The sequence below is a fragment of the Piscibacillus sp. B03 genome, assembly GCF_052246295.1.
Classification (GTDB): domain Bacteria; phylum Bacillota; class Bacilli; order Bacillales; family Alkalibacillaceae; genus Piscibacillus.
In genome coordinates this window covers 1-15,154 of sequence record NZ_JBQQCO010000026.1, presented here as the reverse complement: position 1 = coordinate 15,154, position 15,154 = coordinate 1, and the positions used below count along the sequence as shown (strand labels likewise).

The window sequence follows — 15,154 nt, the reverse complement described above, 5'->3', positions numbered from 1 at the left end:
TTTTAATCTCCACTAACAGTTCTTATATAGCAGCAATTTTGAGTTACTTCTTTAATTTGTATGCTAGCTCCAATTTTCGCTTATTACATACAAAAGAACCTATGAAATACTACATCAGTTGAGACATTTCCTAATCAATTCTGTAATACATCGCAAAAGAAGAGTTCTTGGTCAGTTTTCGGATATAATATTCCTGATAAAGTAGATAACGCATTTTCATTTTCTAAGATATTAATAACAGTCTTACGTTTAACAATACCGATATCCTGGACTTCATCACCTTCATATAATATTAAGAAGTTTCCTTTTGTTAACCCACATAAACCACTTTTCTGTATTTTATATGCACGAATCTTATCAATCTCATTTTCACGATAAGTTGTCGTTTCTTCTTTTTTTATTTCTAACTGGAATCCAAAATGCGTTTCAAAAATCAATTGCGGTACGTTCTTTCTTGTACTTTCGAAAAACTCTAAAAAACACATATCATGTTGATTATGTTTACTTCTTCCCAATCTTCTTAATAACCTTCTATTTCGAGATGAGAAAGGATAGACTTCCCTTTGCTCAAGAAATTTCTGAATTGACTTCTCCTTTAACTTTTCTTTTCCTATTTTTGAGTGCAAGTAATAAAATATTTTTGTATTATGAAGATAATAAAATAAATCTAACCATGTTCGATATAATTCAAAAGAATTTAGAATGCCTACGTTATCAAACATAGGTAAGTTTCCGTTTAAATCTAAATAAGACATCTCAAGATTCTGAGCTAGTTTATCACAATCGTCAATAAAGGAATGTAAATTATGGTTATTCCTAAGTTCCTTTGAAACATCCTTAAGATATGCACTACCATTTCCAGATTGATAACCTTCAATTTTCTTATAAGCAATTCCAAAACTATAATAATGACTAAACTTACAAGTTTGAATTACATCTTTATAAAAAGACCATGATTTCTCTGACAAAGATTCACTTAAACCATAAAATCTCTTATATAAATCTTTCCCATTTGGACTTTTATGCATTTGCCGAGCAAATTGATATGCAGCGATTAGTGTGTTAATTTTAAACACCATCCTCACTTTGTAATCTGCATGAAATTAGTTCACCTAAAATTATGTTTGATAATATAACATTTTCACTATTAATTTCAAATGCCCCCCTACCGTGCACTAGATCGTTTCTATACGATCTAACTTCCCAAAATTTATTAAATTCTTCCTCAGTAATAGGAACTCCTAATTGTTTTATTAGAGATTGTATTTTTATCTTTATCGGTGGAGAAGATAACAACCCTAAACTTTTCTGCTTAATTTTATTTGCATTATCTTCGTCATATAATTCATTATCTTTCAAGAGTTGTTTTAACTCCCGTTTAAACTCTGTCACTATCTCCTTTGGTATAAAAGGATCTGTCTTTACTTTATCAACTAAAAACTCCATTGAAATGTTTGTATATATAATTTTGTCTTCAATATCAGAAGCTTTCCAACTTCTGTTTAGCCACTTTAACGCATTAAATAATTGCGTATCAACTGGTGATTGTTGGTCAATTAATTTTTTATATAATTTTTCTTCAAACCATTCTAACTCCTTTACAAGCGTATCAAAAGTTGAATCAATTACTAAGGAGTTGCTTTTTCTTTTATTTTTTGAGTCAGAAAATATCTTCTCAGTTCCAATTATATTCTCTACATAATAGTATGTTGAACAACTTGGATTTTGATAAATCTTTAATCGGTTCCACTTATTAAATTCTTGACCCAAATTATAAAAATTATGAACTCTATCATTTTTTGAAAATAACATTATAATATCTATAGCACTCTGAATTTTTTGAAGGGCAGCTTGATAAGCATCAAAAGTATTATCTGATTCAACAATTGTTTGAGCAAAGGTATCAAAATGTCCATGCAAATCTTGGTTGTAAAATTCATTTATACTTTTGTATCTATTAAATATCTCACCTTTGTTATAAAAGTTAATATCGCCTAACCCAAAACTTTCGTTAGTTATAGATAAATTTTCTATAGGAATAATTACAAGGTAAGGTGAATTAGTCTCCTCAAAACCTTCAATGTTAATTTGTTTCTTCTCAATTCCAGTTGTTCTTAATATGGCATTGACATGGGATTGTATATTTAGCCCATAAGAATAGTGATATCCTACATTAGTATGAACTAATTCATGCATGAAGGAACTTAAAGTGAGCATATATGTATTAGAGTTTAAAGATTCTGCTTCATAAATTCTCCCCACGGTGTCAATGCTCTCTTCATTAAGATTATACCTTATAATTAAATCATCGATGAGGTGCAATCTCTTTACTTCATTGATGTTTTTTTGATAAGTTTCAAGTTTAACTTTACCATATAAAAACCCGTTTCTATTCATTAAAATTACAGAATTCACAGGTTTATACGTAATCTGATTATTATATACCTCACAATTACAAGGGATAACGTTTCGTTGATTAGACGCTAGTACAGTTATATTTTTATACGAATAAAAATCAGATTTTTTAATTTTAGCCTTTGAAAAATATTCAAAAACCTCAGTTCCTATATCCATAGAGAAATTTACCGTGTTGTATTCGCTAGAGATAAATTTCAAAACCTCTTGCAAAATGACATTAATTTTGGCCTTTTCTACGGGAATTATTTGTTCTCTTTCAAAGTCAAACCCTATAATTATAACTTCTTCAGTATCATTTAAATTAAAAATTAAATATTGCAACATAACTGAGTCATTATGTAAGAGTAAACTTAGGACTAGCTCCTTATCATTAAACCTTTTATCACCTAAGCTAAAAGTAGAATTGAAAAAATTTGATTCGAAAGGATTCATCATTTTTTACTCAACTCCCTATATTACGAATAGAAAACCTAATTTGTAACTAAAATTTACACACTATTATACGTTCAAAACTATTCACAAAAATTTTTGCTGCATAGTAAAGAGAAAGCGAACTCGTTTAATCGAGTCCGCTTTTCTTCTTCTCCCTCACAAGAGTGAGTAGATATGGAGTACTGGGTTATATACATATGATAAACATCTTTGTTTCATCTGTAAACTAAAAAAGTCTATTTCCTATTTAGTAACAATTCGAGACACTAAATCAGAAAATGTTACTTAAATGTTACTTATATGACCAAACAAAGGATAAAATCCCTTTAAATAAGTCGCTAGTATAGTATAACTACATCATGCCCGGCATTCCGCCGCCCATGCCGCCCATGTCAGGCGCGCCGTCATTGTCATCTGGGTGGTCTGCTACAACTGCTTCAGTTGTTAGGAACATTGCCGCAACTGATGCTGCGTTTTGTAGTGCTGAACGAGTAACTTTTGTCGGGTCAACGATACCAGAGTCAACCATGTTTACCCATTCGCCTGTTGCTGCGTTGAAGCCTACACCGACTTCTTCATGTTTTAGACGTTCAACGATAATAGATCCATCTAAACCAGCGTTTTGAACGATTTGACGAACTGGTTCTTCTAACGCACGAAGTACGATATTTTGGCCAGTAGCTTCGTCACCTTCAAGTTCTAGGCTAGCTACTTTCTTGTAAATGTTTACTAGTGCTGTTCCACCACCAGAAACAATACCTTCTTCTACTGCTGCACGAGTAGAGTTTAGAGCGTCTTCAATACGTAGTTTACGTTCTTTAAGTTCTGTTTCAGTAGCTGCTCCTACTTTGATCACTGCTACGCCGCCTGCAAGTTTTGCTAGACGTTCTTGTAGTTTTTCTTTATCAAAGTCAGAAGTTGTTTCTTCTAATTGCGCGCGAATTTGGTTTACGCGTGCTGCTAGCTTTTCAGAGTCGCCAGCACCTTCTACGATTGTTGTGTTTTCTTTCGTTACAACAACTTTAGAAGCGCGACCTAACTGATCGATTGTTGCACTCTTAAGGTCTAGGCCTAAGTCTTCTGTAATCACTTCAGCACCAGTTAGAGTTGCAATATCTTCAAGCATAGCTTTACGACGATCGCCAAATCCAGGAGCTTTAACCGCTACTGCATTAAACGTTCCACGAAGCTTATTCACAACTAATGTTGCAAGTGCTTCACCTTCAACGTCTTCAGAAATGATTAAAATCGGCTTGCTTTGTTGTACAACTTGCTCAAGTACTGGAAGCACTTCTTGAATGTTAGAGATCTTCTTATCTGTGATTAAGATATAAGGATCTTCTAATACAGCTTCCATTTTATCTTGGTCAGTTACCATGTATGGAGAAGCATATCCACGGTCGAACTGCATACCTTCTACAACTTCTAGCTCAGTGTTGAAGCCTTTAGATTCTTCAATTGTGATAACACCGTCGTTACCAACACGCTCCATTGCTTCAGCGATTAACTGACCAACTTCATTGTCAGCAGCTGAGATTGAAGCAACTTGTGCGATTGAATCTTTACCTTCGATTGGCTTAGAAATCGTGCGTAATTCTTCAGTAGCTACTTCAACTGCTCGCTCAATACCACGGCGTAAGCCTACTGGGTTTGCACCTGAAGTAACGTTCTTAAGACCTTCACGAATCATTGCTTGCGCTAATACTGTAGCTGTTGTTGTACCGTCACCAGCAACGTCGTTTGTTTTAGATGCAACTTCTGATACCAGTTGAGCACCCATGTTTTCGAAGTTATTTTCTAGTTCGATTTCTTTTGCGATTGTTACACCATCGTTCGTGATTAATGGTGAACCGAATTTCTTATCTAAAACTACGTTACGTCCTTTAGGTCCTAAAGTAACTTTTACTGCATCAGCTAATGTATCGACACCGCGAAGCATAGCACGGCGAGCGTCTTCGCTAAACTTTAATTCTTTAGCCATAATAAAATACCCTCCTTAAAAGTATGTGTTCGTAAATTATTCTACAACTGCTAAAATATCGCTTTCGCGTAAAACTAAGTACTCGTTACCATCTTGCTTCACTTCTGTACCAGCGAACTTAGAATAGATGACATGGTCACCTGATTTAACTTCTAGTTCTACTTTCTCACCGTTGTCTGTTACACGGCCAGAACCTACTGCTACAACCTTACCTTCTTGAGGCTTTTCCTTAGCAGAATCAGGTAACACAATTCCGCTTGATGTTGTTTCTTCTTGTTCTAGAACTTCCACGATTACGCGATCACCTAGTGGTTTTAACATGTTAAAAACCTCCTCCAAATTTATGTTGAAGATGATTATTAGCACTTAACATTGGTGAGTGCTAATTCCAATTATTATAATAATGAATCTCAAAAACTTTTGCAAGTAAAAAACCTAAATTTTTGTTTCATTTTTTAGATTGTTATAGAATAAACCTTATAGAGATTTAGATTTCTGAAAGTATGATAAAAAAGACTAGAAATGTAACGATTAAAGACGAGCGTAGGTGACGACGCCTGTGGGAACAGCACGAGCTGAAAATCCCACAAAACGAACGATAGTGCGTTTTGTGAAGTTGAAGCCGTGCCCACGGCAAGCGTTCACCTGTAGCGAGTCATAAATAATGATATAGAATAAAAGGGGACGATCGATTTGCCGAAACGATACTGGTTTATTATTATACTATATGTTGCAGCACAACTTTTCCCAGCCATCGGAATGCCAATTGGAACTAGCTTTTTCGGTCTATCAGAAATAGATGCTATGGTGTTCTCATCTATTCTAGGAATGGCGATTGCATCTATTTTTATCATTAAAATGTTAATGCCTGATATGGAACAGAGTGAAATGCGTAATCGACCAAGCTATGGCTATATGTTTAAATGGTCCATTTACGGCTTTTTCTTAGCGTTTCTTGCTCAGTATGTTTCATCGATTATTAACGTCACTGTCTTTAATGTAGAACAATCTTCTGAGAATACGATGTTAATTATGGATTATATTAATGAAAACATTTGGTTTATCATTTTACCAATCTTGTTTGCACCATTATTAGAAGAAATCATCTTTAGAAAAATCATTTTTGGGCAATTGTATAAGAAGATGAACTTTTTCTTAGCAGCTGTTATATCTTCATCTCTATTTAGCGTCCTTCATATGGACTTTACGTTTACGTTAACGTACATTGCGATGGGACTTGTGTTTGCTTACCTTTATGTTAAGACAAAGCGCATCCTTGTACCGATTTTAGTTCACATGGCGATGAACACGACAGTCGTATTACTACAATTAACGGTCGATATAGAAGATCTTGAAAAACAATTACAAGAATATCAGAATGCCGCTATGATATTAATTGGAGGATAATTCATGAGAGCTTCACCATTTTTTATAGCTTCTATGTACTTTTTGATGGGACTAGCTTTTGTATACTTGGCGTTACAATATGCTGAGGATACGATTTGGAACTTTGCGACCATCATCTTCACGCTTGTCGCAACGTTTGACATAGGTGTGGCGATTCGAATTCTAACTAAATACTTTGCATATAAGAAAAACCTAAACAAAAAGGAATAATCCACTTTTGGATTATTCCTTTTCTGTATCTTCTATTCCTTTCATCTTAAAAGCAAACGGTATGCTAGACGCCACAATAATCGCAGCTAAAATAAATGCTTCGTTAATCGCCTGCAATGTTGCTTCTTGCACGGTTAATTCATCAAATAAGATATATTGACCTCGACGAATCTCATAATAAACAGAGAAAATCACGATTCCTAGTGACGATGATATTTGGCGGATTAAATTATTCATCGCTGACCCTTGGGCCACTAAGTGATCTGGAATGGCATTCATCCCAGCTGTGGTTGCTGGCATGTTACCAAAGCCTAAACCTAATCCATGTACAATGTTAATGGCTAGTAGCATCCAGTAAGACGTGCTTAAATCGACAAACCCAAACATTAAACTGGCAAACGTTAAGATAATGAGCCCCGTAGGTACAACCAGTTTCGGTCCTTTTTTATCTAAAATCCGTCCACCTAATGTCATAAACGCCCCACTGGCTAAAGCACTTGGTAAAAAAATAAGTCCCGTTTTAATCATACTTAGTTCATAAGCTTCTTGTATTAAATATGGTAATAAAAATAAATTTGAAAACAAACCAATCGACGCAGCTGACGTTGCAATAATAGAATAGCGATACGTTTTGACCTTAAAGACAGAGAGCTCTAATAATGGTGACTCTATCTTTAACTCATATCGAACAAAAACAATGATTAAGATCAAACCTAACAACAAGATGCCTAAGTTAGTCCAGTTCATCGCTTCTTCAAAATTACGCCCTTGCCCTAGTACGTATAAGACGGCTCCGACACCGGTTGTAATAATCGCAAACCCTTTCCAGTCAAAGATGCGCGATAAGTCCGGTTTGGTTGAAATTAAATACTTCGTTGAGAAGAAAATCCCTAGAGCTGCAAATGGTAGGTTGAATAAAAATAAGTAATACCATGCAAAATTCTCTGCAATAATTCCTCCAATGGTTGGCCCAATTGCAGGTGCCACCATTGCCGAAACGCCGTAAATTCCAACGGCGTAACCTCGCTCATTACGCGGAAAAGCTTGGAAGATTAAGGCCATGGCGTTTGGCATCATCAGGCCGCCTGCGATCCCTTGGATGGTTCGAGCAATGATGATCATACTCAACCATTGCGACACAGCACCTAAAATAGAACCGAACGCAAATAGGCTTAATCCGATAATGTAAATTTTCTTTTTTCCATACCGATCACCCAAAAACCCAGTCACCGGCATGGTCATCCCCATCGCAATCATAAAAATGGTCAGAATCCAACTGACTCCAACCGCATCTGTATCAAATATTCTCATAAACTCCGGCAATACCGGATTTAACATACTATTATTTAGGATTACCGTGAATGTTCCAGTAATAACTGAAATCACGACTAACCATTTTTGTTGTAGTTTTCCCATGTTTGCCTCCGACCCATTTACTTCGATATACGAACTATTTTACTTCTAAATGGAAGAAAAAGAAAGCCCCATTCTTAGCTTTGTTTTAGAAAGTAAACCAAGGTCTGTAATTCAATCGATAAATCAATGTGGTGAACACGAACATGGCTTGGAACGGTTAAACGTGAAGGGGTAAAATTCAAAATCCCTTCAATGCCACAGTCAACTAAGCGATCGGTGACTTGCTGAGACACTCGAGCTGGAACTGTTAATATGGCGACTTTAATGCCTCGGCGTTTGATCTCCGTCTCTAAATCATCCACATGATAAATTGGAACTTCACTTATTTCAGATCCAATTTTACTATGATTTGTATCAAATGCGACTTCAACATGTGTGTTACCTTTTTTCATAAAATTATAGTGAAGTAAGGCCGTCCCTAAGTTACCAACTCCTACTAACGCGACACTGGCTACTTCATCTTGATCAAGTAATTTTCTAAAAAATTGAATGAGGTGAGCAATGTCATAACCATAACCCTTCCGCCCTAATTCACCAAAATAAGAAAAGTCTTTTCGGATTGTTGCCGAATCGACTTTGATTAGTTCGCTTAACTCACGTGAAGATATTCGCATTTTTCCTTGATTATGTAACAAGTTTAAATGTCTATAGTACAATGGCAATCGTTTTGCCGTTGCTTGTGGTATTTTTTCTTCAGACATAATTTAGTCTCCTTTGATATGGTTCATTGCGTATTAGTGATAAAATAGATACACTAGTGCACGTTGAGGTGAATAACAATGATAGTCATGCAATTAAATAACATAGATAAATATTTTGGTGCTGACCTTATTCTATCGAAAATTAAATTAGAAGTACATCATGATGACCGCATTGCGATTGTCGGTCGAAATGGTGCCGGTAAATCGACTTTATTAAAAATCATGTCAGGCCAGATTCCATATGATGATGGTGATCTTTTTCAACCTAAAAATGTAACGGTTGGGTATCTCGACCAGCACACTGGCTTAGATTCGGACCGTTCTATCTGGGATGAAATGTTAGAGGTTTATCAGCCTCTAATCCAACTTGAGAAAGAACTACGACAAATGGAAGAAAAAATGGCTGACCCTGAATTATTACAAGATGAGAAGAAGTACGAACAATTACTTAGTCAGTATGATGCTAAGCAACATGATTTCGAACAGCGCGGCGGCTTTCATTATGAGGCTGACATTGAGTCTGTTTTACAAGGGTTAAACTTTGGCAATTTTGACTTTCAAACACCAATTCAAGAGCTAAGTGGTGGACAAAAGACACGCCTTGCCTTGGGTAAGCTCTTACTATCAAAGCCAGACGTTTTAATTTTAGATGAGCCAACTAACCATTTGGATATTAATACATTGCGTTGGTTAGAAGGTTACTTAAAAGGCTACCCTGGAGCAGTTGTCATCGTCTCACACGACCGCTACTTCCTAGATGAAACAGTGAGTATTGTCTATGATGTCGCGTTCCAATCGGTAAAAAAGTATCACGGGAACTATAGTTATTTTCTTAAAAAACGAGCCGAAGAGTATGAACTTGAGGTAAAGCGTTTTGAAAAACAACAAGAAGAGATTAAGAAGCTAGAAGTCTATATCCAGAAAAACATTGCGCGAGATTCGACTAGTAAACAGGCGAAATCACGTCGTAAGAAGCTTGAGAAAATGGATAAAATGGACAAGCCAACACTTGATGATCATTCCGCTAAGTTTTCGTTTGATATAAAACGCAAAAGTGGTAATGACGTCTTAAAGGTTGAGAACTTATCTGCTAAATATGCTGCACTTGATGAGCCTGTTTTTAATGATGTGACGTTTCGGGTCAATCGTGGTGATCGAATTGCGATTGTCGGGCCTAACGGGATTGGTAAGTCAACGTTGTTAAAAGCCATTTTAAACAGAATAAACTTTATTGAGGGTAATGTTGAGTATGGAACCAATGTGGAGTTCGGTTACTATGACCAGGAACAATCCACATTAAATCCACATAAAACGGCTCTACAAGAATTGTGGGATGATTATCCTCTAATGCCGGAAAAAGATGTCCGAACAGTACTTGGTAACTTCTTATTCACAGGCGATGATGTGTTAAAAACGATTGGCATGTTAAGTGGTGGAGAAAAAGCCCGCGTCTTGCTGGCTAAACTCATGCTACAAAAAGCAAACGTTCTCGTGATGGACGAGCCGACCAACCACTTGGACCTAGACAGTAAGGAAGTGTTAGAAGCTGCTCTAGCTGATTTTCCAGGTACGATTATTTTCGTTTCACACGATCGTTATTTTATTAATAGAATTGCAACTCAAATCTTAGAGCTATCTGAACAAGGCTCACGAATGTTCTTAGGAGACTATGATTACTATTTAGAGAAGCTTGAAGAAGAGTCAGAGTTAGCGGCCATTAAACAAGCAGAGCTTGAACAAAAGCAGGAAGCAGAGCAGCCTAAAGCAGCGACGAATAAGCAAATTCAACGAGAGCGTAGAAAGGTTGAGCGGCGTATTAAAGCCATTGAAGAACAAATCGTGGAACATGAACAGGTGATTGAAGACCAAGAACCGAGGTTATATGATCCTGAAAATGTGAATGATTACACGAAGCTTCAAGAGATTAATCAGACGATTAAAGAAAATGAAGAAGCGATTGAAGAGTTAATGGAAGAATGGGAAGAACTTCAACAAGAAATGGAAGCTTTGGGTTAATCACAAGTTATTAACAGATAAAAAGTGGATAATTTGGGTTTTCAACAGAGTTATCCACTTTATCCACAGACTAAAGATGGTTTATCCACAATATTTACGCACATTTATAAATAATTGATATAAAGCTATTTTAATAAAAATAATCCACAGACTTGTTTATCGTCTGTGGATTTCTTTTATCCTAACATTAATCCTGGGTTAGCGTTTAAGTTTAAATTTTTAAAGTTACCCTTTTGGAACTCAATTGATGCTGCAGCCCCAATCATCGCTGCATTATCCGTACATAAATAGAGTGGCGGTATCATGAGCTTTACATTAGTATCTTCAAATTGATGTTTCAATGCTTCTCTTAAGCCTTTATTGGCAGAAACTCCACCTGCTACAATCAATTGATTAACACCTAAATCAGATGCAGCTTGGTACGTTTTCTTAACTAATACATCGATCACACTCGCTTGGAAGGAAGCTGCTAAATCTTCAACCCGAACATCTTCACCTTTTTGCTTTAACTGATTTAACTTATTAATCACGGACGTTTTTAACCCACTAAAGCTAAAATCATATGATCCCTTTTCAAGCCATGCACGTGGAAAGTCATACACATCTTCTCCCTTTTGTGCTAGTTGATCAATGACTGGCCCACCTGGGTAAGGTAGCTTTAATGCTTTCGCAACTTTATCATATGCCTCACCAGCAGCATCATCACGTGTTTCACCTATCACTTCATAACCTCCATGGTCTCTCATATAAATGAGTTCTGTATGACCACCTGAAACGACTAATGATAGTAATGGAAATTGGAACTCTTGTTCAAGTCTGTTTGCATAAATGTGTCCAGCGATATGATGCACGCCTATTAACGGCTTATCGTGTGCATATGCAATGGATTTCGCCGCATTAACCCCAATTAAGAGGGCTCCAACTAATCCAGGTCCTTCTGTCACCGCAATTGCATCCACGTCATCCATCGTCACACTCGCTTCTTCTAATGCTTGCTCGATGACTAAGGTAATTTGTTCGATATGATGTCGCGAAGCAATTTCAGGTACGACTCCACCAAACTTTTGGTGAATCTCCATTTGTGTTGCTACCACATTTGATAAAAGTTCCGTGCCACCCTTTACGACTGCAGCAGCTGTCTCATCACAGCTTGTCTCTATTGCTAAAATGATTTCGTCTGTTTTCATAATTTCACCCACATGACTAAGGCATCTTCCCCGTCGTCTTGATAATAATGACGACGTCTTCCAACGACCTCTAATCCAAATTGTTGATACATATTTTGTGCGACTTCATTCGATTCTCGAACTTCAAGCGACAGCTCCGTTGCCCCTTGTTCTCGAATAGTATCTAACACTTCTTTAAACAGCTTCTTACCTAATTGATGTCCTCGATGTTTAGGTGAAATTGCAATGTTAGTAATTTGTGCAGACTCCAACACAATCCACACTCCACAATATCCTGCAACTTCACCGTCTTTTTCAATCACTAAATAATGCGAGAATGAGTTTTTTAATAAATCATGCAAAAAGTCACGCTTCTTCCACGGTGATTTGAATGATTCATTCTCGATCACAACGACATGCGGAAGGTCTTCGATTGTTATCTTTCTTATTTTTACATCATGCTTAACCTCATTCATGAGTAGACCCTTCTCCATTTTGTTTTTCCAAATTCGCTTCAGCTTCTGTTATTCTATGATAATTAGGTTTTACAAGGTGAATCGGTGTTTCATCTTTTTCCTGACTTAATGTCCAAAGCAAACTTGCCCTTGGGAGTTGAAATGGTTGATTAACATATACTCCTTGCTGTTCAACTTGTTCTTTAAACTGATTGCCATTAGGACTAATGAAAAATACCTTTTCTCCATATTGATTGATTTTCTCTAACCAACTCCTCATCTCTATATTACAATCATCTTCAACGCGCTCAATTTGGCCTTCTGAAACACGGTAAAGCCCAGTATAAACATTACCCCTTCTCGCATCAAAAAATGGACATACAAGCCCATTTTGATACAATAACGAAGACGCAACTAACTCTAAACTTGAAATTGTTTTAACAGGAATATTTAAAGACCAAGCTAACGATTTAGCTGTCGTCATCCCAATTCTGATTCCTGTAAATGACCCAGGGCCTTCTGCCACCACGATCTGATCCAAAGCTTTAGGTTTCAACCCTACTTGCTGCAATAAGTAATCAACATTTGGCATTAATTGAACCGAATGATTTCGTTTTATATTAATCGTCATCTCAGCAGCTAAATCACTATCTATAAACACAGCTATACTCATCGGCTGATTAGACGTATCGATACATAATCCATTCTTCATGTTATGAGCTCCTTACAAATCTCTTCGAATCTTGACCCTTTAGGTGTTAATTGAAATTCACGTCTAGTTTCTTCAACTTTTTTTATAAAAATTTCTAAACGTTCCTCTGGTAAAAAGTCTTCAATGAATTGAGACCACTCCACCACAGATACACCTTCACCATTAAAATACTCTTCAAAACCAATGTCTTCTTCCTGACCTTCAAGACGATAAACATCCATATGATAAAAAGGCAATCGACCTCTATACTCTTTAACGATTGTATAAGTTGGGCTATTAACTGTTCGTTTTACATCCAGTCCTTTAGCCAGTCCTTTTGAAAATGTCGTTTTGCCAGCACCTAAATCACCATCTAATGTAATCACATCGCCAGGATTTAAGTGTTTGGCTAACTTCTCACCGAATTGAGTTGTCTCATATTCATTTTCCATTAAAATGTTATACATCTAATCACCTTTATACTTTCCATGTTGATAACCTTCTGAGTCAAGCTTCTTTCTTTTACCATTTTTAATTATGTACACTGATGATTCCTGTTTATTAAATGGTAATACTTCACCAATTTTTGTGACCTTAATCTCCTGTTCCGAACAAATTGATTTGATGTTGTTCCAAGCCTCTTCACTACAAGTTCCCACTAGCTGAAAATCTTCTCCAGTGGAGAGTGTTAGTTTTTCAAGCTCCTCGTCTTTAAGGTGCTTCATTTCAGGATGGATCGGTATGGAGTTCCAATCGGTTACTATAGATACATTAGATGCCTCAGCAATCTCGTTTAATTCTGATGAAATACCATCACTCACATCATTTAAACTAACTCTTTTAATAGTTTTAATTACTTGGGCAAAATCTAACCTAGGTTTCGGTCTTATATGCTGTTTGATAAAACGAGAATCATCCTCATATTTACCTTTTTTTATTAATTGAAAACCATATCCAGACTCACCTAAATAACCAGTTACAAAAACAACATCGTTTGGCTGTGCATGTCTCCTTAATCTCTTATAACCTGCAACGAGCTCACCAAATACGGTGACTGTGATGACTAACTCTTGAGACGAAGTCGTATCGCCACCAATGAGGTCCATATTATACAGTTTAGCCAATTCTTTCGTGCCATTCATAATACGAACGAGTTCATCATTTGTGATCTCATTAGGACCCGATATATTTACAATATAATACAAAGGCGTGCTACCCATTGCTGCTAAATCACTTAAATTAGCAGCCAATACACGATAACCTACATCTTCGTAGCTCATATAGTCGAAAGAAAAATGAACATTCTCAACCATCGTGTCAGTTGCAATAACCATTTGTGATCCAATAGACGGTTGAACAACAGCTCCATCGTCTCCTATACCGTTAATAACAGAAGATTGCATGTAGTGCTTAGGTTTTATGGCCTTTATAAAACTAAATTCATCCATATTAGATTTCACTTCTTTATTAAAAAGATTTCAAGCTTATCATAGCAAAAATTAATCCTTTTAGGAAACATATACATCCATACACAAAATCAGCCCTTGCGAAAACGCAAGGGCTGAGGGGGATGAAAATAATAGGTTAAAAAATAACAAAAGCCTTGCGAACCACACAAGGCTAACACTTTTAAACTAACATGGCGGTCCGGACGGGACTCGAACCCGCGACCTCCTGCGTGACAGGCAGGCATTCTAACCAACTGAACTACCGGACCTAATTGATGAGGTTCTAATCTTAGATGACTACTATTCAATTAGATTATGTATTTATTAAATTAGTCACACTTTGCAATCATCTCGCAAAGCGGATTCGACTTAATGTCGTTAATTTAAATTGGTTGCGGGGACAGGATTTGAACCTGCGACCTCCGGGTTATGAGCCCGACGAGCTACCAGACTGCTCCACCCCGCGATGTTGTCATTCACTCCATTTTAGGAGCCCTGACTATAAATGTTATTAAACTTTTGACTGCTCGTCGCGTTGCAAGCCTCTTCGGCGAAGCATACGCTCCTCGCAAAACCTACGCAGATGATGATTCAAGATGTTTACGGTCTTGCTCCACCCCGCGATGTTGTCATTCACTCTATATTAGAGTTCTGACTAAACTATTATATTAATTATAACATATAACGCCCGGCAGCGTCCTACTCTCACAGGGGAAACACCCCAATTACCATCGGCGCTAGAGAGCTTAACTTCTGTGTTCGGCATGGGAACAGGTGTGACCTCTCTGCTATCGCCACCGGACTATGTAGTTG

At 36.8% G+C, this 15,154-nt stretch carries 14 protein-coding genes, 2 tRNA genes and 1 rRNA gene; 3 read left to right on the top strand and 14 right to left on the bottom strand.

Features of this window, described 5'->3' with window-relative positions; translation table 11 throughout:
* Positions 1-134 precede the first annotated feature (134 nt).
* The 4 genes from ACTWQB_RS14465 to groES all read right to left on the bottom strand — a co-directional run bounded on the left by ACTWQB_RS14465 (position 135) and on the right by groES (position 5,152).
* The gene (locus ACTWQB_RS14465; protein WP_443139908.1) at positions 135-1,079 is read right to left on the bottom strand and encodes a hypothetical protein; all 945 of its coding nucleotides are present in this window, start codon (positions 1,077-1,079) and stop codon (positions 135-137) included.
* Positions 1,069-2,853: a hypothetical protein gene (locus ACTWQB_RS14460; protein ID WP_443139907.1), complete on the bottom strand. Its 1,785-nt coding sequence runs from the start codon at positions 2,851-2,853 to the stop codon at positions 1,069-1,071. Before ACTWQB_RS14460 ends, ACTWQB_RS14465 begins: the two co-directional genes overlap by 11 nt.
* A gap of 349 nt (positions 2,854-3,202) precedes the next feature.
* The gene (groL, locus tag ACTWQB_RS14455; RefSeq protein ID WP_443139906.1) at positions 3,203-4,831 is read right to left on the bottom strand and encodes a chaperonin GroEL; all 1,629 of its coding nucleotides are present in this window, start codon (positions 4,829-4,831) and stop codon (positions 3,203-3,205) included.
* Positions 4,832-4,867: 36 nt separating this feature from the next.
* Positions 4,868-5,152 (bottom strand): co-chaperone GroES, encoded by a 285-nt coding sequence (gene groES / locus ACTWQB_RS14450; protein ID WP_443139905.1) that lies wholly within the window; start codon positions 5,150-5,152, stop codon positions 4,868-4,870.
* A 372-nt stretch (positions 5,153-5,524) separates the two neighbouring features.
* Here groES and ACTWQB_RS14445 point away from each other — a divergent pair, with 372 nt between their 5' ends.
* Positions 5,525-6,238 (top strand): lysostaphin resistance A-like protein, encoded by a 714-nt coding sequence (locus ACTWQB_RS14445; RefSeq protein WP_443139904.1) that lies wholly within the window; start codon positions 5,525-5,527, stop codon positions 6,236-6,238.
* Between the two features lie 3 nt (positions 6,239-6,241).
* Positions 6,242-6,448, top strand: a complete 207-nt coding sequence (locus ACTWQB_RS14440; protein ID WP_443139903.1) for a YdiK family protein — start codon at positions 6,242-6,244, stop codon at positions 6,446-6,448.
* A 12-nt stretch (positions 6,449-6,460) separates the two neighbouring features.
* On the opposite strand, the gene ACTWQB_RS14435 is transcribed toward ACTWQB_RS14440, so the two are convergent.
* Both ACTWQB_RS14435 and ACTWQB_RS14430 read right to left on the bottom strand, forming a co-directional pair.
* Positions 6,461-7,864 carry an MDR family MFS transporter gene (locus ACTWQB_RS14435; RefSeq protein WP_443139902.1) on the bottom strand — a complete coding sequence of 468 codons (1,404 nt, stop codon included), beginning with the start codon at positions 7,862-7,864 and terminating at the stop codon, positions 6,461-6,463.
* 74 nt (positions 7,865-7,938) lie between these two features.
* Entirely contained in the window at positions 7,939-8,565 is a 627-nt protein-coding gene (locus ACTWQB_RS14430; protein WP_443139901.1) for a redox-sensing transcriptional repressor Rex, read from the bottom strand.
* A gap of 78 nt (positions 8,566-8,643) precedes the next feature.
* On the opposite strand from ACTWQB_RS14430, the gene ACTWQB_RS14425 reads away from it, so the two are divergent.
* Positions 8,644-10,581, top strand: a complete 1,938-nt coding sequence (locus ACTWQB_RS14425; protein WP_443139900.1) for an ABC-F family ATP-binding cassette domain-containing protein — start codon at positions 8,644-8,646, stop codon at positions 10,579-10,581.
* Positions 10,582-10,757: 176 nt separating this feature from the next.
* Here the strand turns inward: ACTWQB_RS14425 and tsaD are convergent, their stop codons facing one another.
* From tsaD to rrf, 8 genes are all read right to left on the bottom strand, one after another.
* Positions 10,758-11,768 carry a tRNA (adenosine(37)-N6)-threonylcarbamoyltransferase complex transferase subunit TsaD gene (tsaD, locus tag ACTWQB_RS14420; RefSeq protein ID WP_443139899.1) on the bottom strand — a complete coding sequence of 337 codons (1,011 nt, stop codon included), beginning with the start codon at positions 11,766-11,768 and terminating at the stop codon, positions 10,758-10,760.
* Positions 11,765-12,223 carry a ribosomal protein S18-alanine N-acetyltransferase gene (gene rimI / locus ACTWQB_RS14415; protein ID WP_443139898.1) on the bottom strand — a complete coding sequence of 153 codons (459 nt, stop codon included), beginning with the start codon at positions 12,221-12,223 and terminating at the stop codon, positions 11,765-11,767. The genes tsaD and rimI overlap by 4 nt, the downstream gene beginning before the upstream one ends.
* Positions 12,216-12,914, bottom strand: coding sequence for a tRNA (adenosine(37)-N6)-threonylcarbamoyltransferase complex dimerization subunit type 1 TsaB (tsaB, locus tag ACTWQB_RS14410; RefSeq protein WP_443139897.1), 699 nt, complete (start codon positions 12,912-12,914; stop codon positions 12,216-12,218). Before tsaB ends, rimI begins: the two co-directional genes overlap by 8 nt.
* Complete coding sequence (gene tsaE / locus ACTWQB_RS14405) at positions 12,911-13,345, bottom strand: tRNA (adenosine(37)-N6)-threonylcarbamoyltransferase complex ATPase subunit type 1 TsaE (protein WP_443139896.1); 435 nt, start codon at positions 13,343-13,345, stop codon at positions 12,911-12,913. The genes tsaB and tsaE overlap by 4 nt, the downstream gene beginning before the upstream one ends.
* Before the next feature lie 15 nt (positions 13,346-13,360).
* Positions 13,361-14,341: a thiamine-phosphate kinase gene (thiL, locus tag ACTWQB_RS14400; RefSeq protein ID WP_443139895.1), complete on the bottom strand. Its 981-nt coding sequence runs from the start codon at positions 14,339-14,341 to the stop codon at positions 13,361-13,363.
* A gap of 192 nt (positions 14,342-14,533) precedes the next feature.
* Positions 14,534-14,610: transfer RNA gene (locus tag ACTWQB_RS14395), tRNA-Asp, on the bottom strand.
* A gap of 120 nt (positions 14,611-14,730) precedes the next feature.
* Positions 14,731-14,807 (bottom strand) — tRNA-Met (locus tag ACTWQB_RS14390).
* A gap of 220 nt (positions 14,808-15,027) precedes the next feature.
* Positions 15,028-15,143: ribosomal RNA gene (rrf, locus tag ACTWQB_RS14385) — 5S ribosomal RNA — on the bottom strand.
* Positions 15,144-15,154: the final 11 nt, after the last annotated feature.

Bases quoted from the DNA above. Each gene is read 5' to 3' on its own strand.
- ACTWQB_RS14465 (WP_443139908.1), bottom strand. From the start codon at position 1,079: ATGGTGTTTAAAATTAACACACTAATCGCTGCATATCAATTTGCTCGG.
- tsaB (WP_443139897.1), bottom strand. From the start codon at position 12,914: ATGAAGAATGGATTATGTATCGATACGTCTAATCAGCCGATGAGTATA.
- ACTWQB_RS14440 (WP_443139903.1), top strand. From the start codon at position 6,242: ATGAGAGCTTCACCATTTTTTATAGCTTCTATGTACTTTTTGATGGGA.
- thiL (WP_443139895.1), bottom strand. From the start codon at position 14,341: ATGGATGAATTTAGTTTTATAAAGGCCATAAAACCTAAGCACTACATG.
- ACTWQB_RS14430 (WP_443139901.1), bottom strand. From the start codon at position 8,565: ATGTCTGAAGAAAAAATACCACAAGCAACGGCAAAACGATTGCCATTG.
- groL (WP_443139906.1), bottom strand. From the start codon at position 4,831: ATGGCTAAAGAATTAAAGTTTAGCGAAGACGCTCGCCGTGCTATGCTT.
- ACTWQB_RS14435 (WP_443139902.1), bottom strand. From the start codon at position 7,864: ATGGGAAAACTACAACAAAAATGGTTAGTCGTGATTTCAGTTATTACT.
- ACTWQB_RS14425 (WP_443139900.1), top strand. From the start codon at position 8,644: ATGATAGTCATGCAATTAAATAACATAGATAAATATTTTGGTGCTGAC.
- groES (WP_443139905.1), bottom strand. From the start codon at position 5,152: ATGTTAAAACCACTAGGTGATCGCGTAATCGTGGAAGTTCTAGAACAA.
- ACTWQB_RS14460 (WP_443139907.1), bottom strand. From the start codon at position 2,853: ATGATGAATCCTTTCGAATCAAATTTTTTCAATTCTACTTTTAGCTTA.
- tsaD (WP_443139899.1), bottom strand. From the start codon at position 11,768: ATGAAAACAGACGAAATCATTTTAGCAATAGAGACAAGCTGTGATGAG.
- tsaE (WP_443139896.1), bottom strand. From the start codon at position 13,345: ATGGAAAATGAATATGAGACAACTCAATTCGGTGAGAAGTTAGCCAAA.
- rimI (WP_443139898.1), bottom strand. From the start codon at position 12,223: ATGAATGAGGTTAAGCATGATGTAAAAATAAGAAAGATAACAATCGAA.